This is a genomic window from Streptomyces nymphaeiformis (assembly GCF_014203895.1).
Lineage (GTDB): Bacteria > Actinomycetota > Actinomycetes > Streptomycetales > Streptomycetaceae > Streptomyces > Streptomyces nymphaeiformis.
Genome location: NZ_JACHJY010000007.1, coordinates 383,756 through 401,084, shown reverse-complemented (window position 1 = coordinate 401,084; position 17,329 = coordinate 383,756). Strand labels below are relative to the sequence as shown.

22 protein-coding genes are annotated in these 17,329 nt (G+C 71.5%); 16 read left to right on the top strand and 6 right to left on the bottom strand.

Annotated features, from left to right (window positions below):
• Positions 1–27: 27 nt before the first annotated feature.
• From GGE06_RS25300 to GGE06_RS25275, 6 genes are all read right to left on the bottom strand, one after another.
• Positions 28–489 carry a DUF6238 family protein gene (locus GGE06_RS25300; protein WP_184931827.1) on the bottom strand — a complete coding sequence of 154 codons (462 nt, stop codon included), beginning with the start codon at positions 487–489 and terminating at the stop codon, positions 28–30.
• Positions 490–583: 94 nt separating this feature from the next.
• On the bottom strand, positions 584–2,056 hold the full coding sequence (locus tag GGE06_RS25295; protein ID WP_184931826.1) for an SCO6880 family protein: 1,473 nt from the start codon (positions 2,054–2,056) through the stop codon (positions 584–586).
• Between the two features lie 81 nt (positions 2,057–2,137).
• Positions 2,138–3,517 carry an SCO6881 family protein gene (locus GGE06_RS25290; RefSeq protein WP_184931825.1) on the bottom strand — a complete coding sequence of 460 codons (1,380 nt, stop codon included), beginning with the start codon at positions 3,515–3,517 and terminating at the stop codon, positions 2,138–2,140.
• Between the two features lie 36 nt (positions 3,518–3,553).
• Positions 3,554–4,246 (bottom strand): hypothetical protein, encoded by a 693-nt coding sequence (locus GGE06_RS25285; RefSeq protein WP_184931824.1) that lies wholly within the window; start codon positions 4,244–4,246, stop codon positions 3,554–3,556.
• On the bottom strand, positions 4,246–4,560 hold the full coding sequence (locus GGE06_RS25280; protein WP_184931823.1) for a DUF6112 family protein: 315 nt from the start codon (positions 4,558–4,560) through the stop codon (positions 4,246–4,248). Before GGE06_RS25280 ends, GGE06_RS25285 begins: the two co-directional genes overlap by 1 nt.
• Positions 4,561–4,662: 102 nt before the next feature.
• Positions 4,663–5,775 carry a C40 family peptidase gene (locus tag GGE06_RS25275; RefSeq protein ID WP_184931822.1) on the bottom strand — a complete coding sequence of 371 codons (1,113 nt, stop codon included), beginning with the start codon at positions 5,773–5,775 and terminating at the stop codon, positions 4,663–4,665.
• Positions 5,776–6,289: 514 nt separating this feature from the next.
• Between GGE06_RS25275 and GGE06_RS25270 the strand changes: the two genes are divergently transcribed.
• The 16 genes from GGE06_RS25270 to GGE06_RS25195 all read left to right on the top strand — a co-directional run bounded on the left by GGE06_RS25270 (position 6,290) and on the right by GGE06_RS25195 (position 17,327).
• Positions 6,290–7,045, top strand: a complete 756-nt coding sequence (locus GGE06_RS25270; protein WP_184931821.1) for a DNA-methyltransferase — start codon at positions 6,290–6,292, stop codon at positions 7,043–7,045.
• Positions 7,046–7,279: 234 nt separating this feature from the next.
• Complete coding sequence (locus GGE06_RS25265; protein ID WP_246532771.1) at positions 7,280–7,831, top strand: DUF4913 domain-containing protein; 552 nt, start codon at positions 7,280–7,282, stop codon at positions 7,829–7,831.
• Complete coding sequence (locus GGE06_RS25260) at positions 7,828–8,307, top strand: hypothetical protein (protein ID WP_184931819.1); 480 nt, start codon at positions 7,828–7,830, stop codon at positions 8,305–8,307. Before GGE06_RS25265 ends, GGE06_RS25260 begins: the two co-directional genes overlap by 4 nt.
• Positions 8,308–8,325: 18 nt before the next feature.
• Complete coding sequence (locus GGE06_RS25255; protein WP_184931818.1) at positions 8,326–9,027, top strand: hypothetical protein; 702 nt, start codon at positions 8,326–8,328, stop codon at positions 9,025–9,027.
• A 17-nt stretch (positions 9,028–9,044) separates the two neighbouring features.
• Entirely contained in the window at positions 9,045–9,794 is a 750-nt protein-coding gene (locus GGE06_RS25250; RefSeq protein ID WP_184931817.1) for a hypothetical protein, read from the top strand.
• Positions 9,795–9,976: 182 nt separating this feature from the next.
• A complete protein-coding gene (locus tag GGE06_RS25245; protein WP_184931954.1) occupies positions 9,977–10,291 on the top strand; it encodes an SH3 domain-containing protein in 315 nt (104 codons plus the stop codon).
• 105 nt (positions 10,292–10,396) lie between these two features.
• Complete coding sequence (locus GGE06_RS25240; RefSeq protein WP_184931816.1) at positions 10,397–10,876, top strand: hypothetical protein; 480 nt, start codon at positions 10,397–10,399, stop codon at positions 10,874–10,876.
• A 23-nt stretch (positions 10,877–10,899) separates the two neighbouring features.
• On the top strand, positions 10,900–11,319 hold the full coding sequence (locus GGE06_RS25235) for a hypothetical protein (protein WP_184931953.1): 420 nt from the start codon (positions 10,900–10,902) through the stop codon (positions 11,317–11,319).
• A 10-nt stretch (positions 11,320–11,329) separates the two neighbouring features.
• Positions 11,330–11,743: a hypothetical protein gene (locus GGE06_RS25230; RefSeq protein WP_184931815.1), complete on the top strand. Its 414-nt coding sequence runs from the start codon at positions 11,330–11,332 to the stop codon at positions 11,741–11,743.
• Positions 11,744–11,784: 41 nt separating this feature from the next.
• Complete coding sequence (locus GGE06_RS25225; protein WP_184931814.1) at positions 11,785–12,582, top strand: winged helix-turn-helix transcriptional regulator; 798 nt, start codon at positions 11,785–11,787, stop codon at positions 12,580–12,582.
• A complete protein-coding gene (locus tag GGE06_RS25220) occupies positions 12,579–13,097 on the top strand; it encodes a regulator (RefSeq protein ID WP_184931813.1) in 519 nt (172 codons plus the stop codon). The genes GGE06_RS25225 and GGE06_RS25220 overlap by 4 nt, the downstream gene beginning before the upstream one ends.
• Positions 13,094–14,329, top strand: coding sequence for an MFS transporter (locus GGE06_RS25215; RefSeq protein WP_184931812.1), 1,236 nt, complete (start codon positions 13,094–13,096; stop codon positions 14,327–14,329). The genes GGE06_RS25220 and GGE06_RS25215 overlap by 4 nt, the downstream gene beginning before the upstream one ends.
• A 35-nt stretch (positions 14,330–14,364) precedes the next feature.
• Positions 14,365–14,667 (top strand): hypothetical protein, encoded by a 303-nt coding sequence (locus GGE06_RS25210; protein ID WP_184931811.1) that lies wholly within the window; start codon positions 14,365–14,367, stop codon positions 14,665–14,667.
• A gap of 42 nt (positions 14,668–14,709) precedes the next feature.
• The gene (locus tag GGE06_RS25205; RefSeq protein ID WP_184931810.1) at positions 14,710–15,939 is read left to right on the top strand and encodes an ATP-grasp domain-containing protein; all 1,230 of its coding nucleotides are present in this window, start codon (positions 14,710–14,712) and stop codon (positions 15,937–15,939) included.
• Positions 15,936–16,808 carry an SPDY domain-containing protein gene (locus GGE06_RS25200; RefSeq protein WP_184931809.1) on the top strand — a complete coding sequence of 291 codons (873 nt, stop codon included), beginning with the start codon at positions 15,936–15,938 and terminating at the stop codon, positions 16,806–16,808. The genes GGE06_RS25205 and GGE06_RS25200 overlap by 4 nt, the downstream gene beginning before the upstream one ends.
• A gap of 30 nt (positions 16,809–16,838) precedes the next feature.
• The gene (locus tag GGE06_RS25195; RefSeq protein WP_184931808.1) at positions 16,839–17,327 is read left to right on the top strand and encodes a hypothetical protein; all 489 of its coding nucleotides are present in this window, start codon (positions 16,839–16,841) and stop codon (positions 17,325–17,327) included.
• The last annotated feature ends 2 nt before the right edge of the window (positions 17,328–17,329 follow it).

Genomic DNA, 17,329 nt, shown 5'->3' with positions numbered 1-17,329 from the left:
GGAGGCCCTCGTTTCTGCGGGTCGTACTCATCGCGCGCAGGCCGTGGTGTGCGCGCGGAGGTCGGTGGGGGTGGTCTTGCGCCGGACGACGTGGCCGGCGGCGAGGTGGCGCTGGCAGATGGTCAGCACGGGCGGTCCCTCGGGCAGCCGTTCCGGACGGCACGTGCTCGACTCGGTGCCCGCCGTCGTGCTGCTGGGCAGCAGGTGGAAGGCGGCGTGGACTTCGCTGGCGGCCTGCCACAGGTGGGTGTGAGCGGTGGCCAGGTGACGGCCGGCTGCCGGGTGCGGTGGCCGGGTGGTCTCGGCGAGCCGGTCGAGGAGCTGGTGCACGGTGGTGAGGTGGGCGTGGAGCACGTCGAGGTGCAGGCGGTCCGCCGGCGGGGGCGGGCTAGTGTCCGACGGTGCCAGCGCGCGGGTGTGGTGGCGTACTCCGGCGTTCGCGGCGCGGAGATAGGGGTGGGCGTCGGCCGGGTGGGCGGGGGAGATCAAAGGTGGTGGTCCTTCCTGCCGGAAGGCAGGGGTGGCGACGGAGGTTCCGCCGCAGACGATCGGAGGGGGCCAGCAGGACCGGGGCGGGCCTGGGTCACAGGGCGGTCCGGGCGAGCGGGAGCGCGCTGAGGGCGAAGGCGTCCGGCTGCTGGTAGTTGAGTCGGCGCAGGTCGACGCCCGAGGTGACGGCGTGGGTTTCGATCTGCGCGCAGGCGGCGTCCAGGAGGGCGTCGGTCTCGGCTGTGACGGTGATCAGACCCGTGAGGGCCACGTCGGCGTGACCGGCGATGAGCTGGCGTTCGCGGGTTTTGACGTCGGCGTACTCGACGGAGTCTTCCTCGCTGTCGACCTGTCCCCGGCGGGCTCGTTCGTTGGCGTCGGCGATGATCGCGGCCTTCTTCCGCTGGACGTCCCGCAGCGCGGACTCGAGCCCCTGCGGCACGTATATAAGGGAGAGGCTGCGCCGCACGCCGGCCGTGAACATCAGCCCGTGCAGGAATCCGGCCCCGATCTCGGTGCGCGGCCAGTTCTCCACCCAGTACGTCGCATGCCGTGCGCTGTCGGTGGCGATGCGGTCGTACTCCTCGACCTGGACGACGGGCCCGGCGGCGGCCGGGTCGGCCTCGGCGCGGCCCGTCTCGGACCACTGCTGGCGTGCGCCGAGGGCCTTCGGGTCGTAGGCGGTGCGGATAACGGCTGCGATCTCCCGCGAGCTGAGCCATCTGGTGACCTGGAGGCCGGCGGTGCGGGCGGCCTGGGCGATGGAGGCGGTGGTCTGCTCCATGACGGTGAACGCTCCGGGCAAGCCTCCGCCTGCCTGAGCGATGAGCCGCTTGGCGGCCTTGAGGTCGAGGGAGATGGCGAGGTAGGTCTCGTGCGGGGCTGCGGCGGGGCCGGCCGAGGCGACCAGCTCGGAGTAGATCTGGCCTGCGACCGGGGCCTGGGGCTGCCCGTTCTGGGTCCAGTGGCGGGTGAGGGTGTCGCCGCTGTCGGGGACGGTGCGTTCCAGGACCTGCACGGTGGCGATGTGCCCGCTGCGGGCGATGCTCGCCAGTGCGCGTCCCCAGCTGGTCACGTTGTGATTCTGGGTGGCGGGGTCGAGGAGGGCGAAGGCCCGGCTGCTGACGCGGGCGATGGCGGTCAGCGTCTGCTGGTGGGGGTCGTGCACGGCCGCGGCGCCGTTGGCGGAGTCGCCGGGGGTGACCACCTTGAGGGAGGCGGCGCTGCCGGGCAGGTGCAGGACGCCGTCCTGCCGGGGGCGGGTGACGGGTCGGGCGAGCCAGAGAGTCTGGCCGGTGCGGCGGCGGTGCGCGTGGCGAGCGACGATCGGCATCCAGTCGATGAGGGAGCGGCCGTGCCGGCGGATCGCGACGAGCGCACCGGAGGCCGCCCACAGGGGAGCCAGGGTGACGGCGCCGAGCAGCCCGGTGGAGACCACCGTCATCAGCAGCAGGGCCAGGGTGGCGGAGAGGAGGACCAGTTGGGGCAGGGAGAGGCCGAGGAGGATGCCGCGGCGGGACCGGTGCGGGAACTTCACCGTGACCGGGGCGACGGAGAGATCAGTCAAGGGACGGGTCCTGGGGACGCGGGTGGAACCCGGGGGCGGGAGGTGGCGTGCACGTCCCGCCCCCGGTAGTCGGGCAGGGGATCAGAGGCCGGCCGGAGGCGGCGGCGGTGAGGCCGGTCCGCCGGACGTGGCGTTCTGTGAGCCGAAGGACGGGGATGCGCCCTGCGGCGGTGGGGTCGTGGTCGGCGGAGTGGACTGCCATCCGCCGCCCTGGCCGGACGCGGGGTTCGTTCCGGAACCGCCCTGCCCCGGGCTGCCGCCCACCTGGCCGCTGGTGTCGGCGGACACGCTCGTCGGTGCGGGCTGGACGGCCTTCTCCAGACCGGACTTGATGGCATCACCACCGGGCGAGACGCCCGTTCCGCCGCTCGACGAGCCTTCCTTGCCTTCTCCACCTGCGCCGGTCGGGTGGGAGGCGATGTCGCCGGGGAAGCCACCGCCACCAGCCGCGGACGGGCCCTGCGGGGCGGCGCTCACTCCGGCTGCCGCACCGCCGGTTCCGGCGGTGGCCGCCGCTGCGGCGGCCTTCCGGGCGGCCTTCTCGGCATGGGCCTTGGCGATCTGGGCTCCGGCGCCGCCGGCCCGGTGGATGGACTCGCCGTCGGTGCCCTCGGCCGCCCAGTGCACGAACTTGAAAAGGGCGTACGGGCAAAGCAGTACGAGAACCATGATGACGATGCCGGCCATGACGTCGGCGAGGGCGGCCACACCGTCCTTGGCCTCCGTCCGGCCCATGGCGGCGATGCCGAGCACGAAGATCACGGTCATCAGCAGCTTGCTGACCACGAGGGTGGCGGTGGCCTCGATCCAGCCCCGACGCCAGCGCCGAGCGACCTCCCAGCCGCCTCCGGCGGATGCGAAGATCGCCAGGGTGACCATGACCAGGATGCCCACCTTGCGGACCATCATGACGCACCAGTAGAGGATCGCGCCGATCGCGGCACCGAGGCCGGCGACGACCGGTACGAGCCAGCCCAGTCCGGCGAGGGCGCCGATCTGGTTGACCTTCACGATGCGGCGCACGGCTGAGGCGATGTCCAGCTGCGCGGTCTTGAACAGGCCGTCGGAGATCGCGTCGACGACTTCGACGGCGACCGTGGTGAAGGCGATGGCGCAGAAGGCGAACAGGACGCCGCCCATGGTGCCGGTGAATGCCTGGGTGAGGGCTTGTCCGTCGCGGCGCACGGCGGCCCGGACCAGCTGTGCGCAGAACGTCGCGACCAGCAGGACCAGGCCCAGCGGCAGCAGCGTCTCGTAGTTGTCGCGGAACCATCCGGCGTTCAGGTCCACCTTGGTGGTGGTGTCGACGGCCTCGGCGGCCAGGTCGGCGGCAGCGGCGGCCAGCTCGCCTGCCGACTTCGCCATCCAGTCGCCGATCGCCTTGCCGGGGTTGGAGGCGAAGTCCACCGCGTCGCCGACGGCGCACAGCTTGTCTGCCAGGGGGAAGTCACAGAAACCCACGAGGAGTTACTCCTCCTTTCTTGTCTCAGGCGCGGGTCACTGCGTGACGCTCGGAGCGATGGCGGCAAGAGAGCAGTCGTGGCTGGGGCGGCACTGCACGGCGAGGGTCACGGCGCGCTCCTCGGCCCCGGCGCCGCCCTTCTTCCAGGCGATCTGCTGCTTGCCGTTGACGGTGACGACGTAGATGTACGCCTTCGTGATCGCGGAGGGGTCCTCGGCCAGGGCATGCTTGAACGCTCCGGGGTAGTGGCCTTCGAGGGCCGTTCCGGTGGCGTGCTGGTCCTGGTCGGCCATCCGCGACCACAGCACCGGATCGGGCACCTGCCCGACGACGGAGGCCCAGTCTGCGTACTTGGCCTCGCTGGTCATCCACGCCCGCATACCGGCGAGTTGGTGGTCGCGGCTGGTGGTCCGGGTGTCGTAGGACCACAGTATCTGGGCCGCGGCCTTGGCGTAGGCGACCGGCTCGGCGATCCGCGGAGGATGGGGAACGGACCCGGATCCGGCCGCGGGCTTCGGGGCGGCCTCGGAGGAGGACGTGCTCGGCGCCGGGACCGGAGCGGCGGTGTCCGGGGCCTGCTGGCCGTTGTTGCCGCCGGACAGCCAGGCGACGACCGTGGCGACAGCCAGCAGGACGGCGACGACGGACGCGACGATCGCGATGCGCCGGTTGGCGGACCAGTCGGCGCCGTACGAGGACAGCGAAAGGGAGGGGGATCGTTTCTGCATCACTGGACCTGCGACCCGAGGGCCGAGAAGAAGCTCACGATGCCGTTGGCGGCGCCGAGGCCGAGGGCGGCGCCGGCCGCAACGACCGCGCCCTTCTTGCCGTTGGCCTCGGCCTGGTGGCCACCGGTGTGGTGGCCCCAGGCCCACACGCCGAGCGAGACGGCGAGAGCGCCGACGACGGCGATGATCCCGAACATGTTGATCGAGTTGACGACGTTCTTCAGCACGGCGAGGCCAGGCAGGCCGCCGCCCTTGGGCGAGATCCCGGGGTCGAAGGCGAGCTGGAGGACGTGGTCTGCGAGAGGGAGAGGCATGGCTGTAGCGGGGCTCCTTGCGTGCGCAGGCTGAGCGGGCCCGGGCGGAGGTGAGGAAGAAGGGGAGGAGGAGCGCGCGAGCGGCGCGAGAAGGGGCCGGCGTCAGAGGACGCGGCGGGCGGCGAGGACGTCCCAGTCCTTGAGCGGCGTGATCCGGACGGGCCTGCCGGTGCGCGGGGCCTCGATCACGAGCCCCTCGCCCATGTACATGCCGACATGTTCCGGACGGGCCGCGGTACCGCGACTGAAGATCAGGTCGCCAGGCTTGAGTGCCTTGACGGAAACGGCCTTGCCTTCGTTGACCTGCGTGTACGTGGTGCGAGTGAGCTGGATGCCGGCCTTGGCGTACGCCTGCTGCATCAGCGAGCTGCAGTCGCAGCGGCCCATCGGGTCACGGCCGTGCGGGGCCGTGCACGAGCCGCCCCACTGGTACATCGTGCCGAGCTGGTGCATCGCCCAGTCGATCGCCGTTCGGGCGCGAGGGTCGGCGTCCTTCGGGATCGAGTAGCTCTTCGGGACGGCACCCTCGGGGATCGGCCCGTACTGGGACCCGTCCTGCGTGCTACAGCTCGAGGAGGCGGTGTCACCGGTCTCGTCGCCGGCGCCGTCCGAGTTACCGGGGAAGGTGGCGGCGATGGCCTTCTGCAGGGCGGTCGCCAACGGCTCCCACTGCGCGTACGCGTCCGGGAAGCCGGACTTCTGGACGGCTTGGGCGGCCTGGGCGACGGTCATCTGCTGCCAGCCGTCCACGGCGAGAAGAGCCTTGTAGAAGCGCTCGCTCGCGTAGACCGGGTCACGGATCTGCTGGGCGGTGCCCCAGCCCTGGGAGGGCCGCTGCTGGAACAGGCCCAGGCTGTCCCTGTCGCCGTAGTTGAGGTTGCGCAGCCGGCTCTCCTGCATCGCCGTGGCGAGCGCGATGATCTGCCCCTTCTCCGGGACGTCGAGGCTGATGCCGGTGGCCACGATCGTCTGGGCGTGGGGGATCTGCTCGGTCGGCAGGTCCAGGCCCTCGACGCGGACATCCTCGCCGGACGCCCCGTCGAGAATCTTGGTGACCTGGTCGGCGACCTTGCCGGCGTCGATGTCCGTCAGGCAGTTGCCGACGGAGCCGGTGGCCTGCACGGCTTCGGCGGAGGCGGCCAGCGTCATGCCGGTGCCGGCGATCAGGAGCGGGGAGAGGAAGACGGCGCCGATACCGGCGGCGAGCGCCTTCAACCGGTTCGGATGGCTCGCGGATCAGCGGTTTCGGGCAGGGGTGGGTAGCGAGACGTCATGGACGTGTCCTTCGGGGTGCGGTGTCCGGCGTGCCGCGCGCGCGAGGCGTGTCGGAAGGGCGCGGCAGCCGGGGTGGGCGATCGGTACGAGCCGGCGCGGGCGAGTTGCCGCTCGCTCCATGCGGCCGGGCCGTCAGCTAGGTGGGCCGGGGCAGAGGGAACCTCCGTGAGGAAGGGCAGGGGAGGAGCCAGCGGCGGTGTGCGCCGGGCGGTTCAAAAACAGTAGGCGCGAATTGGCGGCTGACCAAAAAGTAGCGCGGAAGGTGCCGGAATTCGGCACCTCGGCCATGCACTTCTTGGTCGTCGGCGTTTTCGCCTCTACAGTTTTTGGACTCCCCTCGCCCTCCTCGGTCTGCGGCCCTGGGCTTCTGCATGCCCACCTTCGGCCCGCGAGGACTCCTTTCGCGCGACGGGCAGTTCCCTCTGTGCTTCCACACCCGAATTGGGGTTCCTCTTTGCCTTTTTCCCTGCACCACGGTGATGCCCTCAGCGTTCTTGCCGGTCTGCCGGACGACTGCGTCGACTCCGTCATCACCGACCCGCCGTACAACAGCGGCGGGCGGACCGCGAAGGAGCGCACTACCCGCTCCGCCAAGGCGAAGTACACCTCCGCCGATGCCCAGCACGCCCTGCCGGACTTCACCGGCGAGAACATGGACCAGCGGTCGTACGGATTCTGGCTGACGCAGATCATGACCGAATCCCACCGCCTGACGAAGGAGGGCGGCACCGCTCTGCTGTTCACCGACTGGCGCCAACTCCCGGTCACCACGGACGCGATTCAGGCGGCCGGCTGGCTGTGGCGTGGGGTGCTTGCCTGGCACAAGCCGCAGGCCAGGCCGCAGAAGGGCCGGTTTACGCAGAACTGTGAGTTCATCGTCTGGGCGTCGAAGGGGGCGATCGACGGCTCCCGGAACCCTGTCTACCTGCCGGGCATGTACAGCGCCTCGCAGCCCTCGGGAGCGAAGCGCCAGCACATCACCCAGAAGCCCGTCGAGGTGATGCGCGAACTGGTCAAGATCGCCCCGCTGGGCGGCACGGTGCTCGACTTCTGTGCCGGATCCGGCTCCACCGGCGTCGCCGCCCTGCTGGAGGGCCGCGACTTCATCGGGGTTGAGAAGACCGCGCACTATGCGTCGATCGCGGCCGACCGGCTTACCGAGACGGTCCGCGAGACCCTGACGCAGGACGACGTGGTTCTCGCCGTCTAGAGCTTCAACTGCGCTGCCCTTGGCGGCAATCGGCTCTCTTTTCCAGTCCCTTGCGGTTTCACGCCGGAGCGTGCTCGTCACTCGCCGGCCGGTCTGTGTGCCGCCATCCGTGTCTCATTGGAGGCCGTACTTTTCATGCCCGAATCCACAGAACCCGCGGACGGCGGGATGCTGGAGCCGGTTCGCATTCCGGATCCGCAGCTGGAGGGAATCGAGGCGAGCGTCCGGCGGCTCATGGAGCAGTCGGCGCAGCAGGCCCGGCAGCTCGACCATCTCTCCTCCGCTCCGGGCCCGGACCGATCGCCGTTCGCTGAGTTCGGCATGCCCGGGTTCGGCGGGCGGCCTCCCGCCGCTCCGCCGGAGCCTCGCCCGATTCTGGAACTCGCAGGGGAGGAGCGCGAGGACGAACTGGACGCCTTGTCAGACTGGGTGGACGACTTCCTCCTCCCGGTCTACGGGTCGGAGGTCACCACCGCGGCGCCCTGGTGCCTGCAGTGGCAGGAGCACGACGACGTCGTGGCCTGGCTGCATGCCCTGTGGCTCGCCTACCAGCAGCATAAGGAACCCGACGCTGGCCTGGCCGGGATGTTCGTGTGGCACCGGGACTTCCTCACCCACGCCATCGCGGCGATCCGCGCGCCCGGCGGCCCGCTGTCGGCCTGCATGACCTCTCCGGACCGGCCCGCGCACCGCCTGCTGCCCGGCCCGCCGCCGTCCGCCCGTACGGAAACGGCGAGCGCAGCGCAGCCGGCCGGTTCCGCGGAGCTGGACGAGTCGGCGTCATGAGCGCGGGACAGCCGGCCTTCGGCCTGAGCTTCGACCCCCGTGCTCTAACCGACCTCCTGCAGGCGCCTGGCGATATTCGCGATCTCACCCTCGCCTACCTCCAGGAAGTTGTGAACGCCGAGCGTTTCGGACTGCGCCTGACCGGAGACCTGGAGGGCTACCGCAAGCTGTTCGTGGACGCACGCAAGGACTGGCGCGTCGTCTACGGGCTCCGCCCCGCGCCCGCGGAGTCCACACATCAGCGGGAGATCCACGTCGTCGCGGTCCGGCCGCGCGCGGGCAACGACGTCTACGACGAGGTCGGCCGCCGCCTGGGGATGACGCGCCGGCCGCTCAGCGCCCGCATCCACGCGGCACGCTCCCGCTCCCCGCAGCTCACCACCCGCGCCCCCGTCCCCCGTCCCGGTCCGCCGCTCTCCGGCATGCCGGGCCTGCCCCGCCCTGCGCAGAACCCCGCGCACCAACACACCCGCTGAACCCGTGGAGCGTCGCCTATGCCCCCTGAGCCCGCGCCGGCGGCAGCTCGGCGTGCGGTTTCTCCGCTCGACCACCGCATCGAAGCCGTCACCGGTCATGACGTCGACACGCTATGGGCCTTTCGCGACCGCGGTGTCCTCGACGAACCGCACGCCCGTCTGGTCGACCAGCACCGCGAGCTGGCCAAGGCCCAGACCAGCGTCACGTTCCACCTCAAGCTCCTCAACCGCCTCTCCAGCGGCGAGTTCCCCGTCGACACCGCCTGGTTCGAGCGCGTCGACCGTGCCGTGGACCAGATGGAGGAGGCCGCCGACGCACGTGACGCCGCCGCCCGCAAGGTGCTCGCGGCCCTGGAACCCATCGAGGTCGCCACAGCAGCACCGGTCCGCGGGGAAGGAACGCTCACGACCGAAGACCAGGCGGCACTGCTCGCCATCGCCGGCGGAGCCAAGCTCTACGAGCACCTGCTGACCGGCCGGCTGTCCGTGACCGTCGCCTCCGGCACCCGCATCCCTTATGCCGAGGTGCGGAAGCTGGAGGACGCCGGCCTGATCGTCCGGGACGCGAGCCACCCCTTGCACGCTGGCCAGCCGGTCGCTCTGACCGACGCCGGCCGCGCCGCGCTGTTCGCCGCCCGCCGGCCGCCTACCACCACGCAGGTGCCGAAGCCCCCGGCCCGGCCTGGGGCATGGCCGTCCACCCTGGGGCGGCGGCGCTGAATCCCACCGAAAGGCTCTTGTTGTCCTCCACCGATCCGGCGCCCGCCCGGAAGTCCATCCCCGTCGTTGATTTCGACCTGGACGACTTCGACGCCGACGAAGAGGTCCTCCTCGACTTTGATCGCCAGGTCGGCGTCGGCCGGGACATGCTCACTCCGCTCGCCGAGCACCACTCCGCCGATGGCGTGCACAGCTATTACGTGTTGTTCGACGGATCCGTCACCTGGGGAATCCCCGGTATGCCGCAGCTGATGGCCCTGCACCTGCAACGGGACCGGGACAAAAGGACGTTCACCTTCGAGGGGGAACGGCTGCCGCTGCCGGCGATGGCGCAGTCCTGGCTCATCCACCGTGGCTGCCCGCCCGACGCCATCGGCCTCAACCCCGAGCTGGGGCCACCGGCGGCGGACGAGGCGACGCGCGCACTGGAACGCCGTCTCTCCGGCGACGGCGACCACTACGCCATGGGCTACTCCTACACCCGCGACGACCCGGACGACATGCTCACCGTCGTGGCGCTGCGCGCCTTGGACGAGCGGGCCCCCAGTCCGTTCCGCGTCCTGGTCGAAGAGGTCGACACCGACGCGTGGACCCACACCCTGCGCGAGGGTGGCTTCGACACCAAGGACGAGGCCCTGCGTTGGTGCGACGACCGGCTCACCGGTAAGGCCGCGCCCCTCCCGCCGGTCCGCCCGGCAGCCGCAGCCACCCGCCCGACGGGCTTGCCCAAGGCCCCTGCCCCACACCCTCCCGGCCGCTCGCGCTGAGCACCACCGCCGACGAAAGCGGCGAAACATAGCCGACGATCGCCGGTTAGCCAAACCGGCGATTCTCCGGACTCTTATTGCAGCCGCCGGGACGACGCCCGCAGCGGCCACCCACGCCATCCCTATGCCTTTACGGAGGTCTTTTCCGCATGCGCTCCACCCGAATTGCCATCACCGCGGCGATGCTCGGCGCCATCACCCTGCCGGTGCTGTCCGCCACCACCGCCAGCGCGGCACCCGCCGCCGCGCCTACGGCCCTCGCGAGCAGCTGTTACGACCTGCCGCCGCTGCCGTACGAGGTGCACACCGCGGCCGTCACCATCCGGTCGAAGGCCGCCACGAACTCCACCGCTCGCGGCATCCTCTACCGCAGCCACAAGTTCACCGTGCACAAGAAGAGCGGTAACTGGCTCTACATCACGGACAGGACAACGGGCGTTAAGGGCTGGGTCTCCGGCACGTACGTCTATCGAGACGTCCGCATGTGCCTCGACTGAGAGCCGCCCCGCGCCCTTACCGCCCCACCGGCTGAGCCTCCGGGACGCCCGCAAACTCCCCGCCTTCCCCTCCGGTACCGCCCTTCCGGAAAGGAAACCTTCCCCTTGTCTGACGACATACCCGACGTCGGTGAAGACGTCGTGGGCGTGCTCACCGCACGGATCGAAGCCCACTTCGGAATGGGCATGGACCACTTGAAGGCCGTGGTCACCGACGATCCGGCCGCGAACCCTGACGTCACCGACGTCGTCAAGTGGCACGGTCTGCTTCTCGACGCCCAGGCGGTGCTCGACCGCGCGGAGGACGACCTGCTCGCCGCGCTGGAGACCCAGCCCAGCGAAGTCGACGACCCGACGATGGACCTCGCCCACCGCGTGAACGCGGCCGTCACCGCCCGCGACGGCCGGGCCCTGGTCGTGCGGTGGCTCCTCGACCCGGACGCTCCAGGGAAGAAAGGTCTCGCCACCGAACGCCTGGCCCGCCTCCGTTCCCGAACAGGGCCGGCGGTGCCGACCAGCCCGGCACGCCGGCCTGCGGGAGTACCCGTGCCGGCGGTGGCCCGAGCGGGAAGGGCCGCCCGGTGAGCGTGCGATTCAAGACCAGCACCATGGACGGCGAGCTGCAAGAGGTCTTCGGCGCCCCGGTCCCCGAGCTGTATGAGGCGGCTGCCGGCCCCGATGCTTCTCCCGCGCTCGCCCGGGCCATGGAGTTGCGCTCCTTCCTCGCCCTGACCGAGGAACAGGTCGCCCGCGTCCGTGACCGCGTCCACGCGGACATGCGACCGGACCGCGACATGGGCGAGCTGTCGGCGGACCAGCTCCGCTTCGACGCACAGTGGCTGGAGGCGGCGCTCGAAGCCCGCGACGGCTACTGCACCGCGCTCGGCGAGCTGCTGCGCACCATGCCCTCGCCCGCCCAGCGGCCCCGGCCCGTCCGCATGACCCGGCTCAGGGCCACCACCACCCTGGCCCCGTCCTCCGCCCCGGCACCTCCGCATGCCGGGGCGGCCCGGCCCCGCCGACCGTGAAAGCCCCCGCTTGCCCCACCCCACGTCCACCGAGATAGCCGGACGGATCGAGGACCTGTACGGCGCGCCGCTCGCCGACCTCGAAGCCCACGCCCGAGACCAGCCGCCTGGGATGCTCGCCGCCCTGCTCGGCATGCACACCGACCTCGCCCTCGCCGAGCGCAGCATCGCCTTCCACCGCGATCAGCTCGCCCGGCTCCTGAACCCGCAACGGCAGATCGACCGGCACGAGGTCTCCCACCTCCTCGACGGGTCCCGCCGGCTCGCCGAAGCCGTCGCCGCCCGCGACGCACAGACCAAGTCGGCCTTCGCCGTTCTGCAGAGCCTGACCCGTACCTCGGCCCCGGCACCCTCACCGCCGGCCTCCGCGTCGCCCGTACCGGCTCCGCCCCGTCCGGCCCCAAGCGCGACGCGAAGCCGCTGACCCGCAGGCCAATCCCTCTTCACTTCCCAGGAGTTCCTCCCTTGGCCATCACCGCTCTGCCTCCCGACACCGACGCCGACATCGCCCGGGTCACCGAGGCCCTCGCCATGATCACTCCGCGCTGGAACGTCAGGATCATGCTGGCGCTCTCCGGTCCGCCGCTGCGCTACAGCGAGCTGGCGGCCCGGGTGCCCTGGCTGCAGAACGGCCAGCTCCACCCCAAGCTCAAGTCGCTGTGCGACGCAGGGCTCGTCGAGCGAACCGAACACACCGCGCGGCACGTCACCTACGGCCACACCGACCGTGGTGCCGCCCTGCTGCCGGTGCTGCCGGTGATCGTCGCCTGGGCCGAGGAGCACCTGGAGAAGCCGGACCGTCCACTGCCCGCGATCGAGCAGGTTGAGGACAGCCTCATCCTGTTCACCCGGCGTCACGCCGCCGCCCTGCTGTGGGTGCTCAAGCAGCGCGGAGAGTCGAGCGGCCGAACCCTGGCCAGGATCGTCATGCCGAGCAGCGACTGGACCAACGTCTACCCGCCGCTGCGGCAGCTGGTGGCCGACGGCCTGGTCGACACCGACGGGATCGGCCGGCCCTACCGGCTGTCCGCTGCGGGCGATGGCCTGGGGCCCGTTCTCGGAGCCCTGTCAGCGTGGTCCGCCGGTCAGCCCCTCAGCAAGGCCGGCCAGCATCCGGTCTGGGGGCATCCCCAGGTCACGCCCGCGCCGAAGGGATGGGTCAGCAACCAGGCCCGGCCGACGTGGCGCAACCGCGACCTCTTCTCCCACGCCACGCCCGCCCGCCCGGTGGCGGCCGTCGCGGCGGGAGGTCCGCGCCGATGACCACCCTGTTCAACTCCGCCGAACTGGACAAGGCCATCGTGCTGCTGGCCTCGCCGCCGCTGGTGCGGCTCATCACCGAGATCGACGACAACGGGGCGATACCGCCGCGACGGCTGGCCGGCATCCTCCACGACCTGTCCCCGCACCACCTGCGCTGTGCCGTCGAGACGGGCCGCGGCCATGGTCTCGTCCGGTCCGTTCCCGGCGTCGGCCTGGAACTCACCGAGACCGGTTCGGCCCTGGCCGACCTCTACGACGCGACCGCCCGATGGGCCCGCTGCCACAACTGTCCGGAGCCGGTCAGTGATTTCGGCAGCCGCGTCCGGCACACCTTCGATCTCCTGGCGGCCTCGCTCGCGACCGAGCAGGCAGAGGGCTGCGCTTCCCCGAGTACCGGGTCCTTGTCCGGCTCCGGGCGCGAGAGGGACCTCGATGTTCTCCGCGCCCTGCTGATCCAGTGGCTGACCAGTAATCCGCAGGTCACCGCGCTGCCCGAGCCTGAGCCGATCGCGTGAGCGCAACGGTCATGCCCCGGCACGCGCGCCATACCGCCGGGCTGATGGGCGGCATCTACCTGCCGCGCACGGCGGACGCCCTGGCGTTCGCCATGTCCACCTACGGCATCCCGCTCCTGGTCCTGGCCACCACACGATCCGCCACGCTGACCGGCGCCGCGTTCGCGCTGGAGTGGATCCCGAGGCTGGCGGCGTTCGGGTGGGCCGGGTCGGTCGTCGACCGGCGCGGAGCATCCGTCGTCTTCCACCTCGCCTCGCTGGGGCGGGCGCTGGCCCTCGCCGCTGGCGCGGTCCTCTTCTACCTTCATCCGTCCGGCATCGTGGCGAGCGTGACCGTGATGGCGCTCGCGGCGGCCACTGGCGTGCTCACGGAGTTCAGTTACATCGCGGCCGAGACCGCGGGGGCTGCTGCCGGCCGCCGAGCCGGTGCACGCGCCCACCGGGTCCAGGCCGTTTTGCTCGGGATCGACCAGACCGCGACCCTGGCCGGCCCCGCGCTCGCCGGACTGCTCCTGCTCACCGGCCCGCCGCAGATGCTCGCGGTGATCACCGCGCTCTCGCTGCTCGCCGCGCTGCTCGCCCTGCGCACACCCCCTTCGCCCGTCGCCCCGGCCCGTGCGCCCAAGGGGCAGTCCGGCGCTGGCCTGCTCACCGGATGGCGCACCATCCGCTCCCTGCCCGTGCTTGGCTGGCTCGTGACCGGGCTGACCTTGTCCAACCTGGCCACGGGCCTCCTCCAAGCGGCCGGCCCCGTGATCGTCGTCCAGCACTTCGGGCAGTCGACCACCGCCGTCGGCCTGGTCTGGTCCGCCGCCGCCGGAGCGACGCTTCTGGCCGTCACCATCTGCCGGTTCGCGATCGACCGCCTGGGGCTGTGGCCGGTCGGCGCCGCCTGCGCCGCCCTCGCCTCGCTCTCCTGTCTCGCCGCCGCCCAGGCCCCCGACTACCGCTCCTACCTGATCCTCGTCGCCCTCCTCATGGCGGGCGAAGGCGGCATGACGGTGGTCCTGCGCACCCTGCGCTCCCGCCTCATCCCGCCGGAGAAGTTCGGCAGCACCCTGTCGGTGACCATCCTCATCCTCCTGCTGCCCTTCCCCGTCGCCGGCGTGCTCACCGCGCTCACCCCGCCCGAGGCACTCGGCCACGTCATCACCGCCTGCGCCGCCCTGCAGGCACTCGGGCTGTTCTGTGCCTTCGCCTGCCTGCGCACCGATCCCGCCCTGCACTCCTGACCGCGCCACGCATTCCCCAGCCTGTGGAGACCCCCTTGCCCGCTGTCGCTCTCGGCCCGAACCCTGCGCATGGTCGCACCATCACCGAGCAGTTCCACGCCTTCGACGCACACAACCCGCACGTGTACCGCGCCCTGGAACGCCTGGTCGCGCGCCGCCTCGCCGCCGGCGCCACCCGCGTCGGCGTGAAGGACCTCTTCGAGGACCTGCGCCGCCAGCTCCCGCACGGCGTCGCCGGACTGAACAACAACTTCACCGCCCTCTACGCCCGCCGCCTGGTCGACGACCACCCCCGCTGGGCCAGCGCGTTCGAGCTGCGCCGCCGCCGCGCCGCCTGACCTACCCCGTCCCGCCCTCCACCGATACGGAGAACCGTCTTCTTGTCCGCTCGCCCCCGCCTCCTCGTCGTCTCGCCAGGCGATGAGATCTACCGCGGCTACTGCCTCAAGCAGGTGGCCGCCGCGTACGACGTCGTCCTGCTCACCGGCACCGAGCCGTCGTGGGAGAAGCCGTACATCGTCGACCACGCCGTCGCCGACCTCGACAACACCAACGACCTGCTCGCCGCCGGCCGTGCCCTCGCCGAGCGCCACGAACTCGCCGGCGTGGTCACCTGGACGGAGTGGCACCTCGTACCCACCGCCCGCCTCGCCCGCGCGCTCGAACTGCCGACGAACTCCGTCGAGGTGATGCGGGCCTGCCGCAACAAGGCCACCGCCCGCACCCTGTTCGCCCGCCACGGCGTGCCCTCGGCCGCCTCGATGAAGGCACGGTCCCTGGTGGAGGCCGGGTTGGCGACGATGACCATCGGCTACCCCGCCGTACTCAAGCCCGCCGCGTTCGCCGGAAGTATCGGCGTGATCCGCATCGACCGGCCCGAGCAGCTGCCCGACGCCTTCGACTTCGCCTCGGCCGGTGCCGGCCAGAGCCGTGAGGACACCGCGGTCCTGGTCGAGGAGTACCTCGACGGCCCGGAGATCTCGGTCGAGTGCGTCACCCACCGTGGGGAGACCACCGCCGTCGCCGTCACCCGCAAGAGCCTCGGCCCGGCCCCGTACTTCGAGGAGACCGGCCACACCGTCGACCGCGACGACCCGCTCCTCGTCCAGGTCGCGCCGGTCGCCGGCGCCGCGATCAAGGCCCTGGGCATCACCGACGGCGTCCAGCACGTCGAGATGCGCCTGGTCGACGGCCGCCCCCGCCTGATCGAGGTCAACGCACGCATCGGCGGCGACGTGATCGGCCACCTCGTCGGCCTCGCCACCGGCATCGACCTGCCCAAGGCCGCAGCCGACCTCGCCTGCGGCCGTACCCCCGACCTCACCCCGACCCGGCACGAGACCGCAGGCATCCGCATGCTCTACCCGGCCGCCTCCGGCACCCTCACCCAGCGCCACATCAATCAGGAATTCGCCGTCCACACCCCCTGGCTCCGCCAGGTGCAGTGGACCCGCCAGCTCGGCGAGCCGATCCTCCTGCCGCCCCACGGAGACCTGTTCACCGCCCGAGCCGGGTTCTACATCGTCACCGGCCGCGACACCACCGAGGTCAACGAGCGCCTCGACACCGCCGCCCACGAGATCACCGTCACCACCCAGGCGGTCCGATGAGCCCCGCGCCCGACCCGCGCTCCGACATCGACGGCGACGTCTACGTCTCCCCGCGCCATCTCGCCGGCTCCCTCGCGATCGGCGACCCCGCACTCGCCCCGCTTCTCGCCCTCGGCTGGGACCTGGAGCACGACGACCTCGGCAACGTCTACGTCAATTCCCCGGACCGCAAGATCCGCCTCGGCTTCCTCCCCGAAGGCGAGGACGACGGCCTGTGGCGGATCAACGCCTACAAGGACCCGTTCGGCCCGCCCGCGTGGGGCGTGTGCTTCAACGACTCCACCCCGACCGAGTTCGTGACCGCCTTCACCACCGCCCTCGCCGAAGCATACGAACAGGGCCCCGACGCCTACCTCACACGCCCCGTGGCCGACAGCGCGGAGCACAACCCGTTCCACGCCGTCGTCGTGCTCGTCAACCGCGGCTGGCAGCTCGACCGCCCCGAGCCCGACACATTCGCGGTCAAGGCCCCCGACGGGCTCGCCGCACTCCACTTCACCACCGGTCACCTCGCCCCGGAGGGCGAGCTGGCCACGCGCGCGGCCCGCTGGGAGATCTGGGCAGGCACCTCCCTCGACCGGCCCCTCTGGTACGCCACCGCCAGCACCGACACCCCCGTCGCCCTGCTCAAGGCCGTCACCGAGTGCGTCTCTGACCCGGCCCCGCTGCCGCGCTGGCGTCAGGACACCCACAGCTATGTCGAGGGCATGGCCCAGCTCACCCCCATCCTCCCGCCAAGCCCGCCGGCCCCGACCCCGCTCGACGTGAAGAGGGCCGTCTCATCCCGCCGCCCGGCCACGCTCCCCGCCGCCAGCGTCCCGCGCTGGAGCACCACCAGCCGCCCGCCCCTGCCCGGTCCGCGCCGCTGACACCAGCTCGACCTCGACCGGAGACGCCTCGTGTCCCTGCATGCCCCCGAGTTCTTCGCCGAACTGTGCCTCCCCTTCCCCGACAGCACCGTCGTGGGCAACACGTACTACGCCACCCCCGTCGCCGGCGCACCGCTGCGGCTGCGGATCGACTTCAGCCGCACCATCCACGCCGACACGTACGGTGGCCTGCGCCTGGCGGTCGTCCACCCGGACCGAGGCGAGATCGACGCGGTGGCGCTCGACTTCGTGGACCACGGCACCTTTCACCGCCGCGACGAGGCTCGCAACACCTTGGTGAACAGCAAGCACTACGGCACGTTCGCCACGTATCGCCGGCCTGGAAAGCCACCGTGGGAGGGTGCCGTCACCACCGGGTTGCGTGACGCCATCGAGCATTACGCCGCCGTCTGGTTCCCCGGTGTGTGGGACGAGTCCGCGCCGCCGCGCACCCAGGGCCGTACCGCTCACAGGACCCCCGCCCCGGCAGTCGCCCGCAGCGGTGGCCGTGCCCGGTGAGC